This is a genomic window from Brevibacillus jepli (assembly GCF_047229145.1).
Taxonomy (GTDB): Bacteria; Bacillota; Bacilli; order Brevibacillales; family Brevibacillaceae; genus Brevibacillus.
This window is the reverse complement of the sequence record NZ_JBFEFW010000028.1, coordinates 1-23167: the sequence shown is the minus strand read 5'-3', so window position 1 is coordinate 23167 and position 23167 is coordinate 1. Positions and strand designations below refer to the sequence as shown.

23 protein-coding genes are annotated in these 23167 nt (G+C 47.5%); 18 read left to right on the top strand and 5 right to left on the bottom strand.

Features of this window, described 5'->3' with window-relative positions; all coding sequences use genetic code 11:
- The first annotated feature begins 220 nt into the window (after window positions 1-220).
- The 9 genes from AB1L17_RS24395 (at window position 221) to AB1L17_RS24355 (ending at window position 7561) form a co-directional block, all read left to right on the top strand.
- Complete coding sequence (locus tag AB1L17_RS24395; RefSeq protein WP_412847710.1) at window positions 221-1105, top strand: phosphotransferase; 885 nt, start codon at window positions 221-223, stop codon at window positions 1103-1105.
- Window positions 1106-1205: 100 nt separating this feature from the next.
- Window positions 1206-1676 carry a GNAT family N-acetyltransferase gene (locus AB1L17_RS24390; RefSeq protein WP_412847709.1) on the top strand — a complete coding sequence of 157 codons (471 nt, stop codon included), beginning with the start codon at window positions 1206-1208 and terminating at the stop codon, window positions 1674-1676.
- Window positions 1677-1802: 126 nt separating this feature from the next.
- Window positions 1803-2621 (top strand): TrmB family transcriptional regulator, encoded by an 819-nt coding sequence (locus tag AB1L17_RS24385; RefSeq protein WP_412847708.1) that lies wholly within the window; start codon window positions 1803-1805, stop codon window positions 2619-2621.
- An 18-nt stretch (window positions 2622-2639) separates the two neighbouring features.
- Window positions 2640-3575, top strand: a complete 936-nt coding sequence (locus AB1L17_RS24380; RefSeq protein ID WP_412847707.1) for a pyridoxal-phosphate dependent enzyme — start codon at window positions 2640-2642, stop codon at window positions 3573-3575.
- On the top strand, window positions 3572-3952 hold the full coding sequence (locus AB1L17_RS24375) for a Rid family detoxifying hydrolase (RefSeq protein WP_412847706.1): 381 nt from the start codon (window positions 3572-3574) through the stop codon (window positions 3950-3952). Before AB1L17_RS24380 ends, AB1L17_RS24375 begins: the two co-directional genes overlap by 4 nt.
- A 103-nt stretch (window positions 3953-4055) precedes the next feature.
- The gene (locus AB1L17_RS24370) at window positions 4056-4988 is read left to right on the top strand and encodes a YobF C-terminal domain-containing protein (protein ID WP_412847705.1); all 933 of its coding nucleotides are present in this window, start codon (window positions 4056-4058) and stop codon (window positions 4986-4988) included.
- A 224-nt stretch (window positions 4989-5212) separates the two neighbouring features.
- Entirely contained in the window at window positions 5213-6379 is a 1167-nt protein-coding gene (locus AB1L17_RS24365) for a dicarboxylate/amino acid:cation symporter (protein ID WP_412847704.1), read from the top strand.
- A gap of 162 nt (window positions 6380-6541) precedes the next feature.
- The gene (locus tag AB1L17_RS24360; RefSeq protein WP_412847703.1) at window positions 6542-6922 is read left to right on the top strand and encodes a hypothetical protein; all 381 of its coding nucleotides are present in this window, start codon (window positions 6542-6544) and stop codon (window positions 6920-6922) included.
- A gap of 177 nt (window positions 6923-7099) precedes the next feature.
- Window positions 7100-7561 (top strand): hypothetical protein, encoded by a 462-nt coding sequence (locus AB1L17_RS24355; RefSeq protein WP_412847702.1) that lies wholly within the window; start codon window positions 7100-7102, stop codon window positions 7559-7561.
- Window positions 7562-7657: 96 nt separating this feature from the next.
- Here AB1L17_RS24355 and AB1L17_RS24350 read toward each other — a convergent pair whose 3' ends face one another.
- Window positions 7658-8095 (bottom strand): Dps family protein, encoded by a 438-nt coding sequence (locus AB1L17_RS24350; RefSeq protein ID WP_412847701.1) that lies wholly within the window; start codon window positions 8093-8095, stop codon window positions 7658-7660.
- Window positions 8096-8182: 87 nt separating this feature from the next.
- Here AB1L17_RS24350 and AB1L17_RS24345 point away from each other — a divergent pair, with 87 nt between their 5' ends.
- The gene (locus tag AB1L17_RS24345) at window positions 8183-8815 is read left to right on the top strand and encodes a molybdenum cofactor guanylyltransferase (RefSeq protein ID WP_412847700.1); all 633 of its coding nucleotides are present in this window, start codon (window positions 8183-8185) and stop codon (window positions 8813-8815) included.
- 118 nt (window positions 8816-8933) lie between these two features.
- Here the strand turns inward: AB1L17_RS24345 and AB1L17_RS24340 are convergent, their stop codons facing one another.
- Together AB1L17_RS24340 and fdhD are read right to left on the bottom strand one after the other, a co-directional pair.
- Window positions 8934-9362 (bottom strand): hypothetical protein, encoded by a 429-nt coding sequence (locus AB1L17_RS24340; RefSeq protein WP_412847699.1) that lies wholly within the window; start codon window positions 9360-9362, stop codon window positions 8934-8936.
- Window positions 9363-9512: 150 nt separating this feature from the next.
- Entirely contained in the window at window positions 9513-10310 is a 798-nt protein-coding gene (gene fdhD, locus AB1L17_RS24335; protein WP_412847698.1) for a formate dehydrogenase accessory sulfurtransferase FdhD, read from the bottom strand.
- A gap of 449 nt (window positions 10311-10759) precedes the next feature.
- Here fdhD and AB1L17_RS24330 point away from each other — a divergent pair, with 449 nt between their 5' ends.
- From AB1L17_RS24330 to mobB, 5 genes are all read left to right on the top strand, one after another.
- Window positions 10760-12034, top strand: coding sequence for an L-lactate MFS transporter (locus tag AB1L17_RS24330; protein WP_412847697.1), 1275 nt, complete (start codon window positions 10760-10762; stop codon window positions 12032-12034).
- Between the two features lie 53 nt (window positions 12035-12087).
- Window positions 12088-12453, top strand: a complete 366-nt coding sequence (locus AB1L17_RS24325; protein WP_007722503.1) for a Na-translocating system protein MpsC family protein — start codon at window positions 12088-12090, stop codon at window positions 12451-12453.
- A 193-nt stretch (window positions 12454-12646) separates the two neighbouring features.
- Entirely contained in the window at window positions 12647-14995 is a 2349-nt protein-coding gene (locus AB1L17_RS24320; protein WP_412847696.1) for an FdhF/YdeP family oxidoreductase, read from the top strand.
- Between the two features lie 42 nt (window positions 14996-15037).
- Window positions 15038-16297 carry a molybdopterin molybdotransferase MoeA gene (locus AB1L17_RS24315; RefSeq protein ID WP_412847695.1) on the top strand — a complete coding sequence of 420 codons (1260 nt, stop codon included), beginning with the start codon at window positions 15038-15040 and terminating at the stop codon, window positions 16295-16297.
- 3 nt (window positions 16298-16300) lie between these two features.
- Window positions 16301-16807 carry a molybdopterin-guanine dinucleotide biosynthesis protein B gene (mobB, locus tag AB1L17_RS24310; RefSeq protein WP_412847694.1) on the top strand — a complete coding sequence of 169 codons (507 nt, stop codon included), beginning with the start codon at window positions 16301-16303 and terminating at the stop codon, window positions 16805-16807.
- Window positions 16808-16853: 46 nt separating this feature from the next.
- On the opposite strand, the gene AB1L17_RS24305 is transcribed toward mobB, so the two are convergent.
- Window positions 16854-17726: an alpha/beta hydrolase gene (locus tag AB1L17_RS24305; RefSeq protein ID WP_412847693.1), complete on the bottom strand. Its 873-nt coding sequence runs from the start codon at window positions 17724-17726 to the stop codon at window positions 16854-16856.
- A 216-nt stretch (window positions 17727-17942) separates the two neighbouring features.
- On the opposite strand from AB1L17_RS24305, the gene hmpA reads away from it, so the two are divergent.
- Window positions 17943-19160, top strand: coding sequence for an NO-inducible flavohemoprotein (gene hmpA, locus AB1L17_RS24300; RefSeq protein WP_412847692.1), 1218 nt, complete (start codon window positions 17943-17945; stop codon window positions 19158-19160).
- A gap of 17 nt (window positions 19161-19177) precedes the next feature.
- Here the strand turns inward: hmpA and AB1L17_RS24295 are convergent, their stop codons facing one another.
- Entirely contained in the window at window positions 19178-19687 is a 510-nt protein-coding gene (locus tag AB1L17_RS24295) for a Crp/Fnr family transcriptional regulator (RefSeq protein WP_412847691.1), read from the bottom strand.
- Between the two features lie 164 nt (window positions 19688-19851).
- Here AB1L17_RS24295 and AB1L17_RS24290 point away from each other — a divergent pair, with 164 nt between their 5' ends.
- Together AB1L17_RS24290 and AB1L17_RS24285 are read left to right on the top strand one after the other, a co-directional pair.
- Window positions 19852-20790, top strand: a complete 939-nt coding sequence (locus AB1L17_RS24290; protein ID WP_412847690.1) for an MBL fold metallo-hydrolase — start codon at window positions 19852-19854, stop codon at window positions 20788-20790.
- Window positions 20791-20918: 128 nt separating this feature from the next.
- Window positions 20919-22709 (top strand): M3 family oligoendopeptidase, encoded by a 1791-nt coding sequence (locus AB1L17_RS24285; RefSeq protein WP_412847689.1) that lies wholly within the window; start codon window positions 20919-20921, stop codon window positions 22707-22709.
- Window positions 22710-23167: the final 458 nt, after the last annotated feature.

Below are 23167 nucleotides of genomic sequence, written 5' to 3'. Positions count from 1 at the left end.
ACAGATATAGACTATCCATCACCTGTTGTGCTCATTCAAAAAAACTTCGCAACATACACTACGATTTTGAAGAGGAGCTCTCTATGCATACAACCAACACCAGACCTTGATCGGCCCAAAGCCCTTCAAGGTCTTTCTTTTCCAGCTGTGTCCTTTTCACGATTTCCACGTCTATTTCTAATAACTTACCAAACCTTAGCAAAAAAGGAGCATCATGACTATGCATTTACCCGTAGTCTACTCAACCATCTGCGAAAAAGCATTGCTGCATGTACTTCAAGAAGCATATCCAGCCGAACAAATACAATCGGTTCAATACATGCTTCGAGGCATGAACGATACGTACCTCGTCGAGACAGTCGATCAAAAGCGAGTTTTCAGGCTGTATCGCAGCGATTGGCGGACAGAGGAAGCAGCAGTCGCTTTCGAGATGGAGCTATTGCTACATTTGAACAAAGAAGGGGTATCTGTCTCAGTCCCAATTGCAGACGCATCGGGAAAACACGTCTTGAGCCTGCAAGCAGCAGAAGGGAATCGCTTCGGGGCGCTTTTCACCTACGCCGAGGGCAGGGAGCAAGAGATGGATAACGAGGAGCTGAGTGCACGATTTGGCAGAGCCGTTGCCTGGCTGCACGTCAAAGCGGAAGGCTTTTCAACCCGACAAGCTAGAGACGTGTGGGACGCAAAGACGCTGATTCATCGCCCGTTGGCCATCATCGAGGCACGTTTGCAGCATCGGCAGGAAGATTTGCAATTTCTCCAGAAGCTGGCGGCAGACATGGAAGCCAAGCTGAACGAACATATTCGCATCGGACTCGAGTGGGGCATTTGTCACGGTGACCTGCAAGGCAATTTTAATACGAACTTCGGCGAGGATAACTCCTATACCCACTTTGATTTCGACCTGTGCGGATATGGCTGGCGAGCGTATGATCTGGCTGCGTTCAAGCTGAGCAGAATATTGATCGAGGAAGAGGACGAATTGGTAGAATCACTGTGGAAAGCGTTTCTAAAAGGATACACCGAGGTTCGTCCCTTAGCCGAAAGCAGTATCGCTCATGACAGGCATTCGCCAATTGTGGCTAATGGGGCTGTGCATGCATGATCCTCATATCATGGGTAGCATCGAGTCGGATGACGGTTTCGTGAGTGAAAAGATGGAATTTTTCAAGAAATATTACGGATAAGAGAGGGTTTGACAGGACATGCGTATTGAACAGTTAGAAGCAGATAGCCGTTATCTGAAAGAGATTGTTGTTTTCTGGAACCAAAACGCGATCGAAACAGCAGATTGTGAGCTATCCGATGAAGAAATGGCAGGGATCGAACAGCAGATCATCCAATATTGCCAGTCCGCGTACGGAGTTGTACATATCGCTCTCGACGATAACGATAATCTTATTGGCTTTGGACTTGCTGCCATGCAAAAAGATTTGGTGTTTGACACATACTCGGGTCATGTGGTGGAGCTGTACGTTGCCCCTCTGTACCGCAAGCAAAAAGCGGGACAAGCAATTGTTCACAGTCTGAAAAGCTGGCTTCTCGCGCAAAATGTTTCGTATATTCACGTGTTTGTGGACGTAGAAAATGAGTCAGCACAAGCATTTTGGGAGAAAACCGGGTTCGAGAAGGAATTTTTTGTCATGTCGGAAGTAGATGAAGATGAAGATGAGTAGAGGGAAGCTCATGGATCACGATCGTTGATTATCAATAACCACTAACCCCAGTCGAGTAAGGTGTAGCTCGCTTGGGGTTCTTTTGTTATAGTAGTAAGGTGTATAACTACTAAGGAGATCTTGCAAATGGATCAACTCATTGATGACTTGATGAAAATCGGATTTTCGCAAAATGAAAGCAAAGCGTACTTGTCACTACTGAGGCAGTCACCTGTCACGGGCTATGAATTAAGCAAGCAAAGTGGGGTGCCGCGCTCGATGATTTATCAGACAATCAATAAGCTCATCGCGCATGGTGCTATTCATGAAGTTCGCTCTGAGCCCGTGACCTATACGCCGATTCCTCCAAAGGAGTTTATCGGGCGTTTGCGAGAGGCGAAGAATCAAGTGTTTGACAGCCTGGAAGACAACCTGGAGTCCCTTCAACAACCTCCCGAAGTCAATGTCATCCGGCACATTCGGGAGAGGGAACAAGTGTTGCAGCAAATGATCACGTTACTATCAAAATCTCGTCATGAAGTATGGCTATCCATCTGGGATTCTGAGATCGAGGCGATTGCACCTTATTCGAGAAAGGCTCTGGATTCAGGGGTGCGACTTTACTCGCTGTTATTTCATTGTGAGCAGACCAGTGATTTTGGAAAGACGTTTTACCATAACCCTTCTACTGCTGTTATTGAGGAACAGCGCATGAAGCAGAGGCTGACAATTGTGGTGTCTGATGATGAAGAGGTAATCATTGCCGGCTTTTCCAAGGAGGTTGTTCCATTTGCGCTACATACCCAAGACCCGATGCTGATTCTGTTAGCGAAGGAATACATTCGCCACGACATGATGATGAAGGTTTTGACTGAAAAAATGGGCGTCGAAACACTAAAAGGAATGTACGAAAAGGAACCGGATCTTTTCTACATCATTACCAACAAGCTGTTAGAAAGCCAATAACGGGGAGAGTGAGACAGGATGGAGCTCTATATCAAAACACCTCTTATCGAAATGGTAACGCGATCGACTGAAAAGCAGTCCATTCAACTGAAGATGGAAGCACATCAACCATCTGGCTCGTTCAAGCTTAGAGGGATTGGAAATATGTGCAGAAGGGCAGCGGCAGAAGGAGCAACTCATTTGGTGTCTTCTTCCGGTGGAAACGCAGGATTGTCGGCTGCTTATGCAGGAAGAAAATTAGGCATCCCGGTAACCGTAGTGGTACCTAAATCGACCAAGCCATTTATGATTAATAAACTCGAAAAACAAAAAGCTACCGTAATTGTCCACGGGGAGGCATGGGATGAAGCGCATTTGTTTGCCCTCTCCTTGTGTGAAGAAGCGCACACAGCGTACATCCCTCCATTTGATCATCCGTTGATTTGGGAAGGACACGCTACATTAGTCGATGAACTAAAAGAAGAATGCAGCGAGCAACCAGATTTGATTATTTTATCTGTCGGTGGCGGCGGCTTGCTGAATGGAGTAGTCGAAGGACTGATCAAGAATGAGTGGACGGATACACATATTTTAGCGGTAGAAACAGAGGGAGCGGCTTCGTTCTACCAGTCCTATCAAGCCAAAAAACTCGTACATTTAGACAGTATCCATACAATAGCAACAAGCTTGGGGGCGAAGTGCATATCGAGCCAAACGCTGGAATATTCCAATGACTACTCGATTAAACCTCACTTGGTAACCGACGAAGCTGCTACCCATGCTTGCGTGAGATTTGCTGATGAGTATAGAACGATTGTCGAACCGGCATGTGGGGCTTCCTTATCCGTAGTCTATGATGCTCCTGCATTCCTGCAAGGCTATAGAAACATTGTCGTCATTGTTTGTGGCGGATCAGCAGTTACCATTGATCAACTATTCCATTGGAACCATACCGTTATGGAGGCAAAAGGATGAGAAAAGAAGTGCTCTATACAGATAAAGCTCCAAAAGCAGTTGGCCCGTACTCGCAAGCGGTCAAAATCGATAACATGATCTATCTTTCGGGACAAATCGCGTTTATACCGGAAACAGGTGAACTGATCAAAGATCACATCAAAGCTGCAACAAGACAAACCTTGGAAAATGTGAAAGCCATATTGCAGGCACATGGTTTGGGGCTTGAAAATGTGGTGAAAAGCACGGTGCTCTTGCAAAATATCGAGGATTACCAGGAAATGAACGAAGTGTACGCGGAGTATTTCTCAGAAAATCCCCCAGCTCGTACGGCTTATGCAGCGGGCAATTTGCCTTTGGGGGCGTTGGTCGAAATCGAAGTGATCGCTCATCTGTAAGGAATACCCTAAATAGTTTTTCGAGTGTTGTCAGAAAAACATGCGACCCGAAGTCAATGATAGGTAAGCCATCCTATACTTGATGAGAAAGAGGGAGAAAAGCATGCTATCGTATATTGGAAGTGGACACTACTGCTACGCAAATTCATCATCAATGCTTTTGGAGACGATTGGGGAGAAGGTATCACCTGCCGTTCTCGAGGTACTTTCAGGTGTAGGAGTCGGGGCCATCTGGTATGAGGAGCAGACTGTCATTTATTTCGGACAAGTGATTCCTGACCGTGGTGTCAGTCATGCGCTAGAACTGCTTGGGTTTCGTTGGACGGAAAGATCAGGAGATGCGGAGGGCGAGCCACCGTTGGCGGAATTGCGGCGTGATTTGGAACAGGGGCCCGTTTTGCTCGGACCGCTCGATATGGGTTATCTGACATATAACCCAAATGCGCAGTACTTGGGTGGCGCTGATCATTTTGTCCTTGCGTACGAGATGGATGATCAAGCGATCTACGTGCATGATCCCGCAGGTTTTCCTTTTGTCAGCCTTCCGTTGTCCCAGTTTGTCTTGGCGTGGAAGGCTGAGAAAATATTTGATGGCCTCTTTTCCTATCATTATTGGACAGCACCAAAACGGGTGGGCAGTCCGACAGAGGAGGAGCTCTTTGCAAATGCGCTTCGTTTATACCAAGGGATCTATCAGGAAAGCGCAGCGGCTGAACCAAACCCTTCGATCCTATACGGAAAGGAAGCGATCTTGCGTGTAGTGAAGCGGATTGATGAGGAAGGTGGACTTTCGCCAGCGGAGATTGGCCACTTATCCTATTTTGCTTTCCAGCTAGGGGCGAGGCGAGCTCTTGATTTCGCTGCATTTTTCTCGAAGTATGCACCAGAGCTGGCGGCGATCAAAGAGAAGCAGGCGAAGCAATTCGGTCGTTGTCACACATTGATCGTGGAAAAGAAGGAGCAAGAGTTAGCGAATGCCATGCGCGTGCTGGCAGATATCGAAGAAGAATTTCGCCAAGTGGTTTGTGGAAAATGATTCCGTGCCCCAAGTGAGGAAGTAACGCTCATTTGGGGTTTTTCTTTTGGATGGAAGATTTATGAATTTTAATTAAGGTAAATAAATTAAATATTTTTACTTTTTTATGATCCATGACAACCTCATCCCGAATGTGTTACCTTGTTATTCATCAGTCCATGTATAGAAGACATAGTCCATTCCACGTGGACATCATTTATCAACACATAACGGGGGTTCAAGTCATGAAACAGCTAGGTTTACTACCCAAAATCCTGATTGCCATTGTCCTTGGTATCGGGATCGGCTCGATTGCGCCGGATTGGGTTGTGAAAGGATTGGCTACATTTAGCGGCCTATTTGGAAATTTCCTCGGATTTGCGATTCCGTTGATTATAATTGGATTCATCGCACCAGGTATAGGTGAGCTGGGCAAAGGAGCGGGGCGTTTGCTTGGGGTAACCACAGGGGTTGCTTACCTGTCCACGATCATTGCAGGAGCGCTTGCTTACTTCGTCAGTACGAGTATTTTTCCTCATATTCTCGAGGTAGGTGGACTGGTAAATCAGTATGCCAATCCGGAAGAAGCATTGGTGAAACCATTCTTTACCGTGGACATGCCGCCGGTAGTAGGTGTGATGACAGCATTATTGCTCGCCTTCACCCTTGGTCTTGGAGCGACTGTCATCAAAGGGAACGCATTGCAAAATGTGATGGTAGACCTGAGAGATATCGTTGAGAAGCTCATTGCTGCTGTCATTATTCCGTTGCTTCCGTTGCATATCCTGTCCGTGTTTTCCAATTTGACCTATGGTGGACAAGTCACCATGATTTTGTCCGTGTTTGTGAAAGTGTTTGTCATGATCATTGCCTTGCATATTTTCTATCTGTTCCTGCAGTACTTGGTAGCGGGCCAGATGGGACGCAAAAACCCATTCACGCTGATGAAAAATATGCTTCCTGCTTACTTCACCGCAATTGGAACACAATCATCTGCGGCTACTATTCCTGTCACATTAAATCAGACCAAGAAAAACGGTGTGAGCGAAAAGATCGCTGATTTCGTCGTTCCGCTGTGTGCGACGATCCATCTGTCAGGGAGTACGATTACGCTCGTCAGCTGTTCGATGGCAGTTATGATGCTGAATGGCATGACGACATCATTTGGCGTGATGTTCCCATTCATTTTGATGCTGGGCGTAACGATGATCGCCGCACCAGGTGTGCCGGGCGGAGCAGTCATGGCGGCACTCGGATTGATGGAGTCGATGCTCGGATTTAATACTACGTTGACTTCGTTGATGATCGCTCTTTACATTGCGCAGGATAGCTTCGGAACTGCTTGTAACGTAACGGGTGATGGTGCGATTGCGGTGATTACGGATCGCTTGAGTGATGAGAAGGCAGCTTGATCATGTAATAGAAAGAGGTAAAAGACCTGTCCATTATTGGATGGGTCTTTTTAGTGGGATTCTGACGCGAAATAACAAATATATTCAAAAAACATTATATTTTGACATAATTTGCAGATAATAGTATATTCCAATTATTCCACATTATAGGAGGCAATCATTGTGAAAAAAATCCTACTCGCATTGACACTAGTATTTGCTGTATCCTCATCCGCTTTTGCTGCAAGCACAGAAACAGAACCTAACAATACCGCTGCAACAGCTAATGTTTTGGAGATTAACTCATCTATCTCAGGGCAAGCGGATAATAGTGATGTAGATATGTTTGTGTTTGTAGCAAACCAAACCGGAAAAATGAGTACCAAAGTTACAAAAAAGAACCAATCGCTAGTTGTTTATGCAGTATTTGCATCTGACAAAACTACCCTTATTGCAGAGAGCCCTGGTACAGCAGAATTCGATGTTGTTGCTGGTGAAACATACTATATTAAACTACTGTCTTTTGGAAAATCTAATTACAATCTTTCCTTAAACAATCTGTAATTAGCCGTTATAAAATGCAGATAGCTTTTTACGAAAGCAGATAATGGCTTTGTAAAAAGCTATCTTTTTTGCTAGATTGAGCGCTTTATTTTCCCGTTTCCAAGTAGTGAGAATTATATTATGATTGGATATAATTCCATCATTCTACTTTTTGCGAAAAGGGGAATACATAACGCAATGTTTAACGAACGGAAAGCGTTACAAATGACATTGCAGGCCATGCTGGAACAACGTATGGCGCTGCGTCGACAGTATGTAGATCAGGACAAGCAGCTGGGGGCTGACATCAAGCAGCTTTTGAACCGGATTCGCGAGCTGGATAGCGAAGCTGGGATCAAGGATAGTGAGGGTCCAGAGGAAGTAGAGGAGACGACAGAGGAATTATCAGATGATCTGATGAAGCGTATGAAAGTCAGAAAGGCGCACATCCGTCATGATTATTTGGAAGTCGCGAAGCACATCGAAAACCTGTTACGGGAAACGATGTCTCCGATGTCGTTGGTTGATCTCTGTGAGGTGTTGAAATCACGTCACAAGGTAGAGTTTGCTAGTCCCTACATTGGTGTACAGAAGTCATTAAAGTATTTACCCCAAGTAAAAGTAGAAAAAGACGGGCGGAAACTGATCTTTTCACTCTAGGGCAAGCTGGGTGAATCAGGCGGTTTCGCGGAGAAAAGATCAAAAGGCGATGTGCTCCATGCACAATCGCCTTTTGGTGTCTATCTATTTGTTCGCTTATTGCAGGAAGGACTTGAGCATCCAGATGTGCTTCTCCAGGCCGCTGCGGATTTCCAGCAGCATATCAGCTGTCGCTTCATCGTCCGCTTGGTCAGCAGTTTCCATAGCCAGCTTCAGCTCGTCTACGAGAATCGAGAAGTCTCTCGCGATGGTTTCTACCATTTGTTCGGCTGTTTCGTTTCCTTCTGCTTCTGTGATGCTTGCTGTGTTTAGGCATGCAGCCAAAGTTGCAATGGGCTTACCGCCGATGGAGAGAACGCGTTCAGCGAGGGTATCGAGATTCGCTGCTGCTTCGTTGTACAATTCCTCGAATTTCGCGTGAAGCGTAAAGAAGTGAGGCCCTTTTACATTCCAGTGAAAATTGTGTAGTTTCGTATAGAGGACTGTCCAGTTCGCCACTTGTTTATTTAAAACGTTGTAGAGTGTGTTATTCATCGAGAATCTCTCCTTATTTAAAATAATTATCTGTTTAAATTTATTATAAACTAATAAATATTATTGTCAACGCCTAGGAGGAAATTTATGCAGCAGCTGCGTATCGGTGCGGTTATTTTAGCTGGGGGAAAAAGCAGCAGAATGGGCTTCCCAAAGCAAAATTTACCGTGGAGAGACGGAACATTTTTAACAGAGCTGGTAAAAGAAGTCGAGGCGGCAGGTCTGTCTTGTTTCATTGTAGCGAACGATTTGCAGCACACTCAAGTGACACAAAAGGAACAAAATGATGAACAACCAGTCAAGATTACACCTGATCTGGTTCCATCCTGCGGTCCTGTGAGTGGCCTGGTTACTGCCTTTCGAATCAGCTCCGAGGATGCTTTGCTGGTGCTGTCCTGTGATCTACCTTTTATGGATCGAGTCCAAATTGCCAAATTCCTCGAATATGCACAAGCGAGAAATGATTGGGACGTAATTGTCGCCCAGTCTGAAGGACGAATCCATCCGTTATGCGCTGTGTACCATCGGAGGACACAGGTCAACTGGGAGCAGGCGCTGTTGCATGGACAACGAAAACTGATGCGCACATTAGATGAGCTGCGCGTAGTGTCCTTGCCTGATGAATGGTTGGACCCGTGGGCTGTATGTAATGTCAACACGCCTGAAGAGTACGAACAGGCAAAGCTTGAAGAAAAACGCAGACAAACAGGACGCACTTGAGGTGTCCTGTTTTTGTTTATAAAAAAAGGGCTTTTCATAGAGGGCTTTCATACAAGCATTTTTCTGGACAAACCGTATGAATAATAGTGACGGCAAATGAAAGGAGGGAAGCACCTTGTCAAGAAAAAGAGAGCATAAGCACAAGGACCACCACTGTTGCTGCAAAAAGCATGACAAGTACTACGACCACCACTGCTGCAAAAAGCATGACAAGTACTACGACCACTGCTGCTGCAAAAAGCATGACAAGTACTACGACCACTGCTGCTGCAAAAAGCAAGACAAATACTACGACTACCACTGTTGCTGCAAAAAGCATGACAGGTACTACGACCACCACTGCTGCTGTAAAAAGCACGATGATTATTACGAACCATGCTGCTGCAAAAAGCAAGACAAATACTACGACCACTACTGCTGCTGCAAAAAGCATGACATTGACGACGAAGACAAAGACAAAGACGAAGATGAAGACGAGGACGATGATGACGAAGACGAAGACAAAGACAAAGACAAAGATGATAAAGACAGGGACCACTGCAGACATTATAAAAAGAAACATAAATGCTGCAAATAAAATGGCTACGATTACGATCACCAAAAGCCCGGGAGACTATCTCGGGCTTTTCGGATGAACAAATATGAATATAGAGAATAGCGGGACGGCTCTATGCTTGTCCCGCTTTTTAACCTTCGTTTATAGGAGGAGGATTCGCTGGGCTTGTGTATACACGTTCATTTTGTCGTTCCGGATAAAACCGACTGCGGTGATCTGCAGCTCCTCTGCCAATTGCAGGGCAAGGTCAGTTGGAGCCGATTTGGACAGGATGATGCCAGCGCCGATCTTGGCAGCCTTAAGCAATACCTCAGACGAGATGCGTCCACTGAATACGAGAATTTTGTCCGAGGTTGAAATATTTTCTCGCAAACATTTCCCATAAATTTTATCGAGAGCATTGTGCCGTCCAATATCTGAGAACTGAAGCAACACTTCATCTGGTGTACAGAGGGCAGCATTGTGGACGCCTCCTGTCTGGCGGTGAATCTCAGACGAGGCTTGCAATTCCTTCATCAGGCGTATGCATTGAGCAGGGGTGACAGACGTTGCGCTCTCGACTGGCTTTGCTGTGCGCGCATCGCTAAAAAAGTAGAAGGATTGTCTGCTTTTTCCGCAGCAGGAAGTGATTCTGCGTTTGGAGTAAAAGCTGGTAGACAGGATCGTCTCTTTATGCAAATCAACGTAAGCAAATCCTTGTGCTTCGTTAATCGTGAGCTGTTTGATTTCCGAATAGGTCTTGATGACACCTTCGGCTGCGAGAAAACCGATGACCATCTCCTCCAGGTCGGCCGGGGTGCATACAATCGTGGCAAATTCCTCATCATTGAGGAAAATGGTGAGGGGGTACTCAGTAACGATTTCGTCGTCTTCCCAGCCATGCTGTTCAGCCGAAATTTTCAACACAGGCATTCGGGTGGTGATGGATAGTTCGGACATATAGGCCTCCTTTTATCTGTGTAAAACGTCCCGATGAACCGGGGGAATTGTAATATTTCGTCGAAAATATGAAGTTTTTATGGCTATTTTGTGAGGAAAATATTGTCGAGCTAGCGCTTACATGGTAGTATACTATGTGAGATGAAAAGTGTCATAAAATTTTCGTCTTTCCATGTATTCATGGCGTAAGGACAGATTGACACGGAGCAGCGACCCTGCCACCGATTATTTTGTACCTTGCAGCGAATTACATAGTGAACACATATGCTTGTTGATGCTGATGTAGCGTTCCTGCTGATGATTAACTGCTGTGTTTCATCGTAGCCCTCGTTTCCACTTGTGTGGAGACCTTGGTGAGTCGGTGAAATCAGCAGTTTTTCTTTTTTTTTTCGAGAAGGCTGCTGATGGATCCACAGCATTCTTAAGACCATTTAAAGGAGATGAATTGTTTGGAACAAAAAGTGAAAAACCGCTGGCTCATCGCGTTGGCTGCGGTAGGTATCCACATCTCGATTGGGTCGGTATACGCCTGGAGTGTATTCACCAAACCAATTACAGAGCAGTTTGGCTGGGGCTTACCAGACGTTCAATTTACTTTTAGTATTGCGATCTTGTTCTTGGGGTTGTCTGCTGCCTTCCTCGGGCATTATGTAGAAAAGCACGGCCCGCGTAAAGCAGGAATTCTAGCATCTATCTTTTTCGGAGTAGGGACTGTCGGTGCCGGTTTGGCGATTCAATTGAGCAGCTTGCCTCTCTTGTACTTGTGTTATGGGGTGCTGGGTGGAATCGGTCTTGGTGTAGGCTATATTACCCCGGTATCGACACTGGTCAAATGGTTTCCGGATCGTCGAGGTCTAGCAACAGGTCTTGCGATTATGGGCTTCGGTTTCGCATCCATGATTGCCAGTCCCATTATGAATGCTTTGATTGCAAATGTAGGAATCGCGAACACCTTTTATATTTTGGGCATTATTTATTTCGTTGTGATGCTGGCTTCTGCTCAATATTTGGCTCCGCCCCCAAAAGGCTGGGTACCGGCAGGATTTTCCGATACAGGAACAGCAGGCAGCAAGCAAATTAAAAAAGATTTGTGCCAATTGACTGCCAATGAAGCGATCAAGACACGTCGTTTTTACTGGCTGTGGCTGATGCTGTTTATCAACGTAACATGTGGAATCGCGGTTATTTCTGTGGCATCACCAATGGCGCAAGAAATGGTGGGAATGTCCGTAGGAACAGCAGCCCTCATGGTCGGTTTGAATGGTTTGTTCAACGGTGGTGGGCGAATCGGTTGGGCGTCCTTGTCTGATTATATTGGACGACCGAATACGTACACAGCTTTCTTCGCCATCCAGATGGTATTGTTCTTCCTGTTACCGAATCTGTCGAATCCGATTATGTTCATGGTAGCGATGTTCATCATTATGACCTGCTACGGCGGTGGCTTCGCATCCATTCCGGCGTACATCGGAGACTTGTTTGGAACGAAGCAGCTGGGCGCGATTCACGGCTATATCCTGACGGCATGGGCTGCTGCAGGCTTGGCAGGACCGATCTTTGCTGCATGGGTTCGCAAGACGACAGACAGCTATACTGGTACGATGAGTGTTTTCGCAGCGATGTTCGTTGTCGCTCTCGTGATCTCACTATTAGTCCGCCTGGATATCAAAAAACTGAAGGAAGAAGCCAAACAAAGAGAAAAGTCTGTTGAATTGGCTAGTTAATCAATGGTAAAGTCTTAAGTAGAGAATGAATGATGTAAAGGTGAGTTTCCTCGATGAATAAGTTCGAAGCAGAATTCAGTAATTTGGTCAGGGCTTTCCGGAAGCGCCATATGGGGAAGGGACCTAGCAAGATCAGCACCACGTTCTGCAAGAACTGGGCGATTTGCGAAATGGAAGGTAACCTATCTCCGGTGGAAAAGTTCATCGCCACTTCGGAAGACGGAAAGCAGACATTACGAGCTGCCCGAACCGAAATGGTCAAAGAGATCTATCGGAAACACCAGCCAGTTGACATGGAAGCGTTTCTCGGAGCAAAACTCGTTGATCTATTCGTCGATATTGACATTGAACGGGATTTTGGAATGTCGATCTTTGTTTTTGATCAAGACATCGAGAAAAGAATGAAAAACGAACCGTAAGTCTAAACGAAGCAGCGTTCCTGTTCACCGGCTTAGACGTAACGGAATTCGCGAAAGCAAACACGAAGTTGAGACTAGGTAGCGAACCTGCCGTAGACAACCACCGTGAACACGCTCTTTTCCTTAGGATGAGGGACGGTTTCATGGTGGTTTTTTCGTCTTAATGGAGTTTATTAGAGGGGAGACTAAAGAAATGGGCAAGACCAAGCATGGTGGACCGATTAAGCTGGATACTTCATGGAAGCCTTCGTTGTGGGCTTCACTGATGCCGATGGGACTCGGAAAAATTAAACCGCATCACATTCGCGATACGATGAAGGTAGCATATGACAATCGCGATAATTTGGGTTACGCCTATCGAATTTTAACGCAAGGGGTATGCGATGGCTGCGCTCTCGGCGTATCTGGTCTCTACGATCAGACATTGACTGGCCCGCATTTGTGTACCACGCGCTTGAACGTGCTGCGTCTCAATACGATGTCTGCGATGGATCCAAAATGGTTTGAAGATGTACGGGCGCTACAAAAGCTGTCCAGCGAAGAATTGCGCAAGCTGGGAAGAATCCCGTATCCTCTGTCCAGAAAGCCAGGGGAAAACAAGTTCACTCGCATTAGCTGGGATGAAGCGCTGAACCGCATCGCGAGAAAAATCCAAAACATCAACCCGAAACAGCTGGCGTTTTTCTTGACTGCTCGTGGTATTACGAACGAGGTATACTACACAGCAGCAAAAATGGCGCGTTTCCTCGGTACCAACAACATCGACAACGCATCCCGTATTTGTCACTCGCCGAGTAAGACAGCATTGAAGCGTTCTGTTGGTATTGGTGCTTCGAGCTGTAACTATCAGGATTGGATCGGTACCGACGTGCTCGTATTCTGGGGCTCTGTACCGGGGAACAACCAGCCTGTATCGACGAAGTACATGTATGCTGCGAAAAAAGCAGGGACGAAAATCATCCTGATCAACCCGTACAGAGAGCCAGCTATGGAAAAATACTGGATTCCGTCTGTACCGGATAGTGCTTTGTTCGGAACGAAGATCGCGGACGATTACTACCAAGTGAACATTGGTGGCGACATTGCCTTCATGAATGGCGTAATGAAGGTTTGGTTCGAGATGGAGGAAGCGAAGCCTGGTTCTGCGATCAACCATGAATTCGTCAAGGAGCATGCGAACGGAATCGAAGAGCTGCGCAAGCATGTGATGAATGAATCGTGGGAGAAAATCGTGGAATCCTCCGGTCTCAGCCGCGAGCGTATTAAAGAATTCGCTGCGCTGCTCGCAAACTCCAAAAGTGGTGTATTCGTATGGAGTATGGGACTGACTCAACACAAATTCGGTACAGACAATATTTCTCAGGTAGCCAATCTGGCCATCCTGCGCGGATTCTTTGGTCGCAAGCACACGGGTCTCATGCCAATTCGCGGTCACTCCGGCGTACAAGGCTCTGGTGAAATGGGTGCCGATCCGTTCAGCTTGCCAGGTGGAGATTTTGAAGAAAAGTCGTGGAACCGCATTGAAAAGATCTGGAACTTCCCGATCCCGAAATGGCAAGGAGATATCGTCGGTATTTCACTAGAAAACGCAGTATTGCCAGATGGACACGAGCGCAAGACCAGATTGTTCTACACGAGTGGCGGTAACTTCCTGGAGACGATGCCAGATCCGGACTTCATGCAAAAATGCTTGGAGAGTGTAGAGGTGCGTGTACACCAGGACATCATCTTCAATACATCAACACTGGTTGACGCGAAGGAAGAGGTTATCGTTCTGCCCGCAATGACTCGTTACGAGCAGCCGGGTGGCGGTACTTCGACGAGTACAGAGCGAATGGTTTACTTCAGTGCGGAGGTCGAAGGGCCGCGCATTGAAGAGGCGCGTTCGGAATGGGAGATTTATGTAGACCTGGCGGCACGGGTAAATCCAGAGAAAAAGCATCTGATGCACTTCTCGAGCGCAGCAGAAATTCGCGCAGAGATTGCTCTGGCGAATCCGAACTACGACGGTATCCAGCATCTGAAAAACCGCGGAGATGTCTTCCAATGGGGAGGCGCATGGTTGTGTGAGGACGGCGTATGCCCGACACCGGATGGCCGAGCGAATCTGATTCCAATCGAGATTCCGGATTTGAACAAGCCAGAGGGACACTTCTATGTAACGACTCGTCGTGGCAAGCAGTTCAACTCGATGATTTACAGCAAGAAAGACCCGTTCAACAATGCGGATCGTTATGATATCCTGATCAATGCAGAGGATGCAAAAGAACTGCGCATTGCAGAAGGCGAAAACATCGTCGTTTACAATAAATATGGAACGTTCCAAGGACGGGCCAAGTTCGAGGAAACCAGACGCGGTAACATTCAAGTACACTGGCCGGAAGGAAACGTATTGATTCCGAAAGGTGTATATGAGACGTACGCAGGTATTCCCGAATACAATACAGCCGTGAAGGTTGAAAAAGCGGACACTTTCCACGCCAACAAAGACTTGAAATACGTGGAGAGACAAGTAGAAGATCTGGAAGTAAACGTCGGCTGACGAGCTGCAGCAATGGGTGGTCAAGATTAGGAGGAACAAGCCATGCGTTTTTCGCGACAAACACTCTCGGTTGAAGAAGCGATGAGCAAACTGTTGGCAAAATTGCTTACAGGGAGAACGGAACAAGTGCAGATCGGGGAGGCATACGGGCGGGTATTAGCCTCTGACTTACAGGCAACATACGATCTGCCGCACTTTGACCGCTCACCGCTGGATGGATTTGCCGTGAGAGCTGCGGATACGGTTGGAGCTTCTGTTGACCACCCGATTTCATTGCAGGTGCTAGAGACGGTTGCAGCAGGGCACGTACCAACTAAGGAACTGAAAATGGGATACGCCACGCGGATCATGACTGGTGCGATGATGCCAGAAGGTGCAGATGCGGTCATCATGTTTGAGCAAACGCACAATCCAGCGGAAGAGGCGGATACGGTACGGATCAAGAAAGAGATGAAGTCAGGCGAAAACGTATCGCGTCGCGGTGAAGAAATGGCCAAAGGAACGGTAATCGCAAAGGCGGGTGAGAGGATCAATGCCGGTACTCTCGCCAGCTTGGCTACGTTTGGCTTTACGCAGGTCGAGGTGTTCTGCAAGCCGCGTGTCGGTCTGATTTCAACTGGAAGCGAGCTGTTGGAGATTGATCAACCGCTTGCTCCAGGCAAAATTCGAAACAGTAATACGGTGATGCTAATTGCCTTGATTGCCGAGGCAGGGGGCATCCCTGTTTCGTTTTCAAGACTGCCGGATGATCTGGCGGTCGCGAAGACGACAATCAGTGAATGCTTGCAGGACGTGGACCTGCTCATCTCAAGCGGCGGTGTGTCCGTCGGAGATTTTGATGTAATCGCGGCACTTGTGGATGAGCCAGAGGTGGAGCTTTTGTTCAACCGGATTGCGATACGTCCGGGAAGTCCGACGACTGGCATGATCATGGAAGGCAAGCCTTTCATTGCCTTATCAGGTAATCCGGGTGCTTGTTTTCTCGGGTTTGAGTTATTTGGTCGAGCAGCCATTCGTCGCATCTCGGGAGAAGCCCATGTAGCGCATCAGGTGATTAAGGCGAGACTTGGTGTCGATTATGCGAAGCCTTGTCCATACCCGCGCTACTTACGAGGTAAGCTCCTCGAAAAAGACGGGGTCTTGCAAGCGATCCCTGATTTCAATGAAAAGGCAGGGAATCTCGGGACGTTGAAGGACAGCGAATGCTTTATGATCATACCAGCTGGGGGAAGCGGGCAAAGAGCAGGAGAGCTGGTTGATGTTTTCACTCATGCCGCCCCAACCTGGAGGAGAGAGGGATAGTAAATGGTCAAGCCACCTTGTGTTTTGCAGATCGTCGGTTATTCGAACAGTGGTAAGACAACGTTACTCACCAAGCTCATTCCGATCCTCGAACAAGCAGGGATAAGAGTTGGGGTGATCAAGCATGACGGCGGACACGATTTCGAATGGGATCAGCCAGGGAAGGACACCTGGCGTTATCGTGAAGCCGGAGCTTCGCTTGTCGCCATCACTTCGAAAACGAAGACAGCGATCGTGGAGCAAAAGCCGCAGGAGCTGTCCGTCCTCATCCAGCGCTTGGCAGATGCCGGGGCCCAGCTTATTTTGGTAGAAGGCTTCAAGCGAGAAGGCTATCCGAAGCTGGTATTGCTTCGCAGGCCAGAGGATGAGGAGCTCATGTCTATCGTTTCACATTTGGTAGGGATCGTTAGCTGGACAGATTGTCGTCAGCCCGAGCTGCCTTTCTTTGATATTAATGATGTAGAAAATATAGCCAGGTTTGTGATGGAACGGACAAAGCTAGGCATGTGAGACAACGGCAGCCATGGACGAGAAATAGTCCGAGGCTGCCGTATTTTTATTGAGTGCTAGAACCAGTTCGTGTAATGGCCAGCTCCCGATGAATCCATTGCGTTCGATCCTGATAGGCGGTATCGCAATTCGTAAAAAGATGGTCAGTTTCGTACCAAGCCACTTCCTTTGGTGAGCTTGCAGCATCATAGTACCTTTCCGCTTGTTGTTTCGATACAAATTCATCATTTTGTACAAATTGGAAAAATAAAGATGCGTAAGAAGCATTTTTGATAGAATGAACAGCATCCAGAGATTCTAATTTTGATAAAAATGTATCAAATCGTTCACGAGGTAACTGATGACGTATGAAGGCTGCAAATGGGTGCTCACTCGTTTTATGCCATTCAGACACGCGAGAGAAGCCTGCCATGAGTACATATGCCTTGATACGTTTTTCCACCCCGGATAGTACGCCACCCCAAGTAGCTCCCAAGCTATGTCCAACATACAAAAGCCGATTCATATCAACATTTTCCAAAGTGGAAAGCAGGTCAATTCCTCTACGAAGATCTACTACTATTTGAATGTAGTTCTGTACATCAACGATCCCCTCTACTAAAAGTGCTACTTTCTGTTCTTCAGATAAATCTTCCGGGAGGGGATTTCTATTAGCAGGTGCATCAATTAATAGAGATAGTACACCTTGCGAAGCGAGAGCCTCCGCTTCTGGTAAAAATGTCGCCCTATTCCCTTGACCAGGGTGCATAAAAATAACCGCTGGGAATGGTTGAGCTTCTACATTTGGAACAACCAGGTAAGCAGGTACACTCCCGCCAAGCGGGCTAACATAAAGCACATCTTTAATCGTATAACCATCCTTCTTAATCGATGAGGACTCCTCAAAACCTAAGGGTAGTGAACGGTCATATTCAAACATTAGTCAACACTCCTTTGAAAATGTTTTTAAGATATTGCAGCAGGTGATGCCGGAAATATAGCCCATATTATGATTTCTTATCAATTGCTACGTTTGCGCCCAATAAGTTGTCACAAATCGTTGCTATTTCCTGTGACCAGAATCACATGTGAAATTATGAACCTCCCGTACACTTGAAATATAGAAAGTACGAAGCACTTCAAGGAGGTTACTACGATGTTAAACCCAAAAACCATTGAAATCATAAAATCAACTGTTCCTGTGCTAGAGGTGCACGGAACTGCCATTACAAAACGTTTTTATCAAATGATGTTTGCCAAGCACCCTGAGCTTCTCAATATTTTCAACCACGCCAATCAAAAGCAGGGAAGACAACAAACGGCTCTGGCAAATGCGGTATATGCTGCGGCTTTGTATATCGATAAGCTGGAAACGATCTTGCCTGTTGTGAAGCAGATTGGACATAAGCACCGCAGCTTGGGAGTAAAGGCCGAACATTACCCAATCGTCGGGGAAAACCTGCTTGCTGCAATCAAAGACGTACTTGGCGATGCTGCTACGGATGAGATTATCCAGGCGTGGGCGGAAGCGTATGGCGTCATTGCGGATGCTTTTATCGGTGTGGAGCACGAAATGTATGAGCAGGCCAGTGGAGAACCGGGTGGCTGGGCTGATTTCAGAGAATTTATCGTTCAGAAAAAGGTACGGGAAAGTGATGTCATTACTTCTTATTACCTCGTTCCAGCAGATGGCGGGGCAATCTCTGCCTATGAACCGGGGCAATATGTAAGCGTCAAGGTGGAGATACCCGGAGAGGAGTACACGCATATTCGCCAATACAGTCTCTCTGATGCTCCGGGCAATCCGTACTATCGCATTTCTGTCAAAAGGGAGGATGCGACTCAGGATAAGCCAGCAGGGAAAGTGTCTGTCTACTTGGCCGAAGAAGTAAGGGAAGGAGATACCCTGCTCCTGTCTGCTCCCGCTGGAGATTTTACATTGAATCAAGAAGACAGCCGTCCAGTTGTGCTGCTTAGTGGAGGGGTAGGACTGACCCCGATGATCAGCATGCTAAACACCCTGCTCAAATCGGGATCAGATCGTCCGATCACCTTCATTCACGCAGCACAAAACGGAAATGTGCACGCTATGAAGCAGGCTGTAGAGGAGCTAGCAGCTACTCATTCGCAGCTCTCTGTTCACTGGTGCTATGAAAAGCCGACTGAGCAAGATCGCATGAATGGTGCTTTTCACAAAGAAGGGTATATCGACTTGCCTTGGCTGCAAAGCATTGTGGAGACGAAGGGCGCGAGCTACTATTTCTGTGGGCCGATCCCTTTCATGAAGGCAATCAACAAAGCGCTGTTGGAATGGGGAGTGCCGGCAGACGATATTCACTATGAGTTCTTTGGCCCAGCAGCGACCTTGGCCTAAATAGAGAGAGCCTAAGCTTACTCGCGATTCCCAGTCTGAGCGCGCAGCAGCCGATTTACCGTCTCGCGGCGAAGCCCGATGAGCTGACCGATTTCATCCTGTGTCAGCAGCTCCGAAAGCGAGGCGACAGGGATGAATGTCTGAAACCAATGCTGTAGCTTGCGAAGCTTTTCAGCAGGAGAGACTTCGGTCAGTTGGTCGATACGCTGCTGCATCATTCGCAGCTTTCCTTGCAGCTGTAGCGCGATATCGCGACATTTTTCAGGATTATCATCCAGATGACGATACCAATCCGGGGCAGACAGCACTTCGACCTCACAGGTTACGAGAGCGATCGCAGTCCCGTAATACGGATTCGGGCTCATCAAAGAGTGATGCGGAATGATCTCATCGGGAACGATGATGTTGACCAGTGTCAATGCTCCGTCTGCATGTACCCGAACGATTTTTAACAGACCGCTCTTCAGATGATAGAGCGGTCCAGATTCTCCTTGTCGAAACAGGACTTCTCCCTTGTGCAGGATCATGGGTCTCTCCTCGATTCTCTAAGTCTTTCTCTAGCAATTATAGCAGCCCGGCATGAAGAAGTAAGCAAGCGCCAAATGCAGTTTGGCGCTTTTTTAGGCTTGCTACACCAATGATGCCTTTTGCTATAATGGGGAAATCACAGATGAATAAAGGGAGTTGTCTGATGCTCAACTTTTTTATATGGGTAGGCTCTATAGTGGGGGTACTCCTTCTCGGATTGATTGGCTATGTGGCTTACCGCTATTGGTACCACATGGGGCAGCTGCCGAAGCCGGAGTTTCGTCATCTGGACACGACAAAGCCAGTGCCTACCGACTGGAGTCATGATGAGGTTACATTTACATGGATCGGCCACTCGACGATTCTGTTAAATATGTTTGGAACTAAGATTCTGACAGATCCAGTTTTGGGCGAGAAGCTCGGGATTAAGCTTGCAGGTGTCCATTTTGGTCCCAAACGATTTACGCCTCCTGCCCTCGATTTTGATGAAATTGGCGAGGTAGATACCATTTTATTATCGCATGCCCATCTGGATCATGTCGATCTGCCTACTTTGCAAAAAATAGCGAATCGCTCCACACATGTTATTACGGCGCATCAGACGAGCAAGCTGTTTAAGCATATGCCGTTTGGTTCATATGAGGAAATGCAGCCGGGAGAAGCTATTACAACCAAAGAAGGAGTGACGATTACAGCGATTCCTGTTCGCCATTGGGGCAACCGATTTCCATGGAATCATGAGTATGGCTACAACGGCTATATGATTGAGAAAAATGGTGTGCGCATCCTGTACCCCGGTGACACGGCCTATATTTCCATGGCGAATCTGCCAGAACAATTCGGGCCCATTGATCTGGTGTTCATGCCGATTGGTGCCTACAAGCCGGACGCTTATCAAGCTGCGCATTGTACGCCAGAACAGGCATGGCAAATGTTCAAGGAGACAGGTGCCAAGTGGTTGGTGCCCATTCATTGGAATACGTTTGTGCTCTCCCGTGAGCCAGTTGATGAGCCGTTCGAGCGTCTGTTGGCCGCAGCGGGGGATGAGCGGGACAGGATCGTTGTTGAAAAACAAGGGGAGACGTTTTCGATCCCTGTTTAATAGGCGTGACAAGTTGGCGACTGCATATATAGCAGTCGCTTTTCATTTGATATGAATAAACGGGGAAGGAATAGCTACCTTATTATAGAAATATTTTTATCGAAGGAGTTTGTTGAGGAGGGGTACATATGACAAAAGCATTGCCACAACGCTGGGATATGGATGTGATTTTTCCTGGTGGTAGTGAATCGGAGGATTTTCAGGCGTTTTTAGGGACGTTGGAAGGGGATATTGCGGTCTTAAAAACACGTTTCGAGCAATCTGGCGCTGGTTTGCATGAAAAAGCGGCTTTCAAGGAAGTCATCTCTCATGTACAAAGCATTGCAGTGCGTGTAAGACAAGCAGGTGCATTCATTTCTTGCCTGACTGCTCAAAATGTAAAGGATGAGCCAGCCAAGCTGCTGGGTGGGCGGGTAAAGAGCATCTCGGCTGCTTTTGGTGCAGTGTTGACGCGTTGGGAAGAACAGCTGCTGGCTATCGACGAGGCTGCATGGGAGAATCTGTTGGCAGACGAAGAATTGCAACCGCTTGCTTTTGTGCTGAATGAGCGCCGTCGCCGTGCGCAGGAAAAGCTGTCCCCCGAACAAGAAGTATTGGCAAACGATTTAGCCGTGGATGGGTATCACGCTTGGCAAGATTTGTACAATGTGGTCGTGGGACGTATGACCATTGAGGTTGAGGTCAATGGAGAGACGAAGCAGATGTCTGTCGGGCAAGCTTCTAACCTGATGAGCAGTCCTGATCGCGCGGTTCGTGCCCAAGTATTTGAAAAGTGGAAGGAAGCCTGGGGCAAGGAAACGGAGCTGTGCGCGCAGGCGCTGAATCATTTGGGAGGGTTCCGTCTCGCTCTGTACCGTCATCGCGGCTGGGATTCCGTCCTGCGTGAGCCGCTGGATATCGGACGGATGCAGGAAAAAACACTCGACGCGATGTGGCAGGCTATCGACAATCGCAAGGACCGTCTGGTTGCCTACCTGGAGCGCAAGGCAAAGTTGCTCGGTGTAGACAAGCTGAGCTGGTACGATGTGGGGGCACCAGTAGGTAAGGTGCACAAAGAAGTATCATACGATGAAGCGGCTGCGCTGATCGTTGAGCATTTCAACCGGTTCAATCCGAGCATGGCCGAGTTTGCGCAAAAGGCATTTGATGAGGGCTGGATTGAGGCAGAGGATCGCCCTGGCAAGCGCCCGGGCGGATTCTGCACGAGCTTCCCGGTGAGCAAGCAGTCCCGCGTGTTCATGACGTATGCAGGCAGTGCAAGCAATGTATCCACACTGGCACATGAGCTGGGTCATGCGTATCATCAGCAAGTCATGTGGGATTTGCCGGCACTGAATCAGAACTATGCGATGAACGTAGCAGAAACAGCATCGACCTTCGCGGAGATGATTCTCGCTGACGCTGCTGTGAAAAATGCAGCAAACGACGATGAGAAGCTGGTGCTCCTGGAAGATAAGCTGCAATCGATCGTTGCGTTTTTCATGAACATCCACGCTCGCTTCATCTTCGAGAAAAACTTCTACGAGAAACGCAAAAGTGGTCTGGTCAGTGCAGCTGATCTCGACCGAATCATGGAAGAGGCGCAAAAGGAAGCGTACAATGGCGCTTTGGCTGATTATGAGCCGCACTTCTGGGCATCCAAGCTGCATTTCTACATCACGTCGTATCCGTTCTACAACTTCCCGTACACATTCGGGTACTTGTTCAGCATGAGTGTCTATGCGCGTGCGCTCGAAGAAGGCGAGAGCTTCGCGCCGAAATACGATGCACTGCTCCAGGATACAGGCCGCCTGATGGTAGAAGACTTGGCGAAGAAGCACCTCGGTGAGGACATGACGACAGTCGAGTTCTGGCAAAAAGCTGTTGATTTGGCTGTGGGCGACATCGACGAGTTCCTGCGCCTGACGGAAGAAGCATAAATACACGAATAAGTATGTGAAAAGCAGTCTGTCGTCTCGGTGACAGGCTGCTTTATTAATTCTTTGGCTGTTGTGGAGAGAAGAATATTTCCAGTCTAGGCTCCGTGCTCCGTCCCACTGAGGGATTGGACTGCCCGCTCCGAAGGGCTTAGCTGGGAAACGCAAAAGTGGTAGCCGCTTCGTCGCATGGGCACGGTTGCGTTTCTATTTCCAGCTAATCCCTTCTCCGCTCGGTAGGACTCCACAAGTCGCTACGTCTGGAAATATTCTTCTCTGGCGTAACTGATTACGTTCTTCAATCTTTTAAGGCTTTGGAAATACGGTGAGGACTAAAGGCTTGTAGAGGAAACAGGAGAAATAAGCGAAGATCTTTGGGACGCCTGGTATTATCCCTTCATGGTAGACAGTAAAAAAAGAGTACATGATATCATGTACTAAACACTGTTGACCGGAGGGGT

Bases quoted from the DNA above. Each gene is read 5' to 3' on its own strand.
- AB1L17_RS24350 (WP_412847701.1), bottom strand. From the start codon at position 8,095: ATGAATAACACACTCTACAACGTTTTAAATAAACAAGTGGCGAACTGG.
- AB1L17_RS24395 (WP_412847710.1), top strand. From the start codon at position 221: ATGCATTTACCCGTAGTCTACTCAACCATCTGCGAAAAAGCATTGCTG.
- AB1L17_RS24315 (WP_412847695.1), top strand. From the start codon at position 15,038: ATGCGTTTTTCGCGACAAACACTCTCGGTTGAAGAAGCGATGAGCAAA.
- AB1L17_RS24340 (WP_412847699.1), bottom strand. From the start codon at position 9,362: ATGTCTGCAGTGGTCCCTGTCTTTATCATCTTTGTCTTTGTCTTTGTC.
- hmpA (WP_412847692.1), top strand. From the start codon at position 17,943: ATGTTAAACCCAAAAACCATTGAAATCATAAAATCAACTGTTCCTGTG.
- AB1L17_RS24295 (WP_412847691.1), bottom strand. From the start codon at position 19,687: ATGATCCTGCACAAGGGAGAAGTCCTGTTTCGACAAGGAGAATCTGGA.
- AB1L17_RS24370 (WP_412847705.1), top strand. From the start codon at position 4,056: ATGCTATCGTATATTGGAAGTGGACACTACTGCTACGCAAATTCATCA.
- fdhD (WP_412847698.1), bottom strand. From the start codon at position 10,310: ATGTCCGAACTATCCATCACCACCCGAATGCCTGTGTTGAAAATTTCG.
- AB1L17_RS24375 (WP_412847706.1), top strand. From the start codon at position 3,572: ATGAGAAAAGAAGTGCTCTATACAGATAAAGCTCCAAAAGCAGTTGGC.
- mobB (WP_412847694.1), top strand. From the start codon at position 16,301: ATGGTCAAGCCACCTTGTGTTTTGCAGATCGTCGGTTATTCGAACAGT.
- AB1L17_RS24325 (WP_007722503.1), top strand. From the start codon at position 12,088: ATGAATAAGTTCGAAGCAGAATTCAGTAATTTGGTCAGGGCTTTCCGG.
- AB1L17_RS24290 (WP_412847690.1), top strand. From the start codon at position 19,852: ATGCTCAACTTTTTTATATGGGTAGGCTCTATAGTGGGGGTACTCCTT.
- AB1L17_RS24345 (WP_412847700.1), top strand. From the start codon at position 8,183: ATGCAGCAGCTGCGTATCGGTGCGGTTATTTTAGCTGGGGGAAAAAGC.
- AB1L17_RS24285 (WP_412847689.1), top strand. From the start codon at position 20,919: ATGACAAAAGCATTGCCACAACGCTGGGATATGGATGTGATTTTTCCT.
- AB1L17_RS24390 (WP_412847709.1), top strand. From the start codon at position 1,206: ATGCGTATTGAACAGTTAGAAGCAGATAGCCGTTATCTGAAAGAGATT.
- AB1L17_RS24305 (WP_412847693.1), bottom strand. From the start codon at position 17,726: ATGTTTGAATATGACCGTTCACTACCCTTAGGTTTTGAGGAGTCCTCA.
- AB1L17_RS24385 (WP_412847708.1), top strand. From the start codon at position 1,803: ATGGATCAACTCATTGATGACTTGATGAAAATCGGATTTTCGCAAAAT.
- AB1L17_RS24320 (WP_412847696.1), top strand. From the start codon at position 12,647: ATGGGCAAGACCAAGCATGGTGGACCGATTAAGCTGGATACTTCATGG.
- AB1L17_RS24380 (WP_412847707.1), top strand. From the start codon at position 2,640: ATGGAGCTCTATATCAAAACACCTCTTATCGAAATGGTAACGCGATCG.
- AB1L17_RS24365 (WP_412847704.1), top strand. From the start codon at position 5,213: ATGAAACAGCTAGGTTTACTACCCAAAATCCTGATTGCCATTGTCCTT.
- AB1L17_RS24355 (WP_412847702.1), top strand. From the start codon at position 7,100: ATGTTTAACGAACGGAAAGCGTTACAAATGACATTGCAGGCCATGCTG.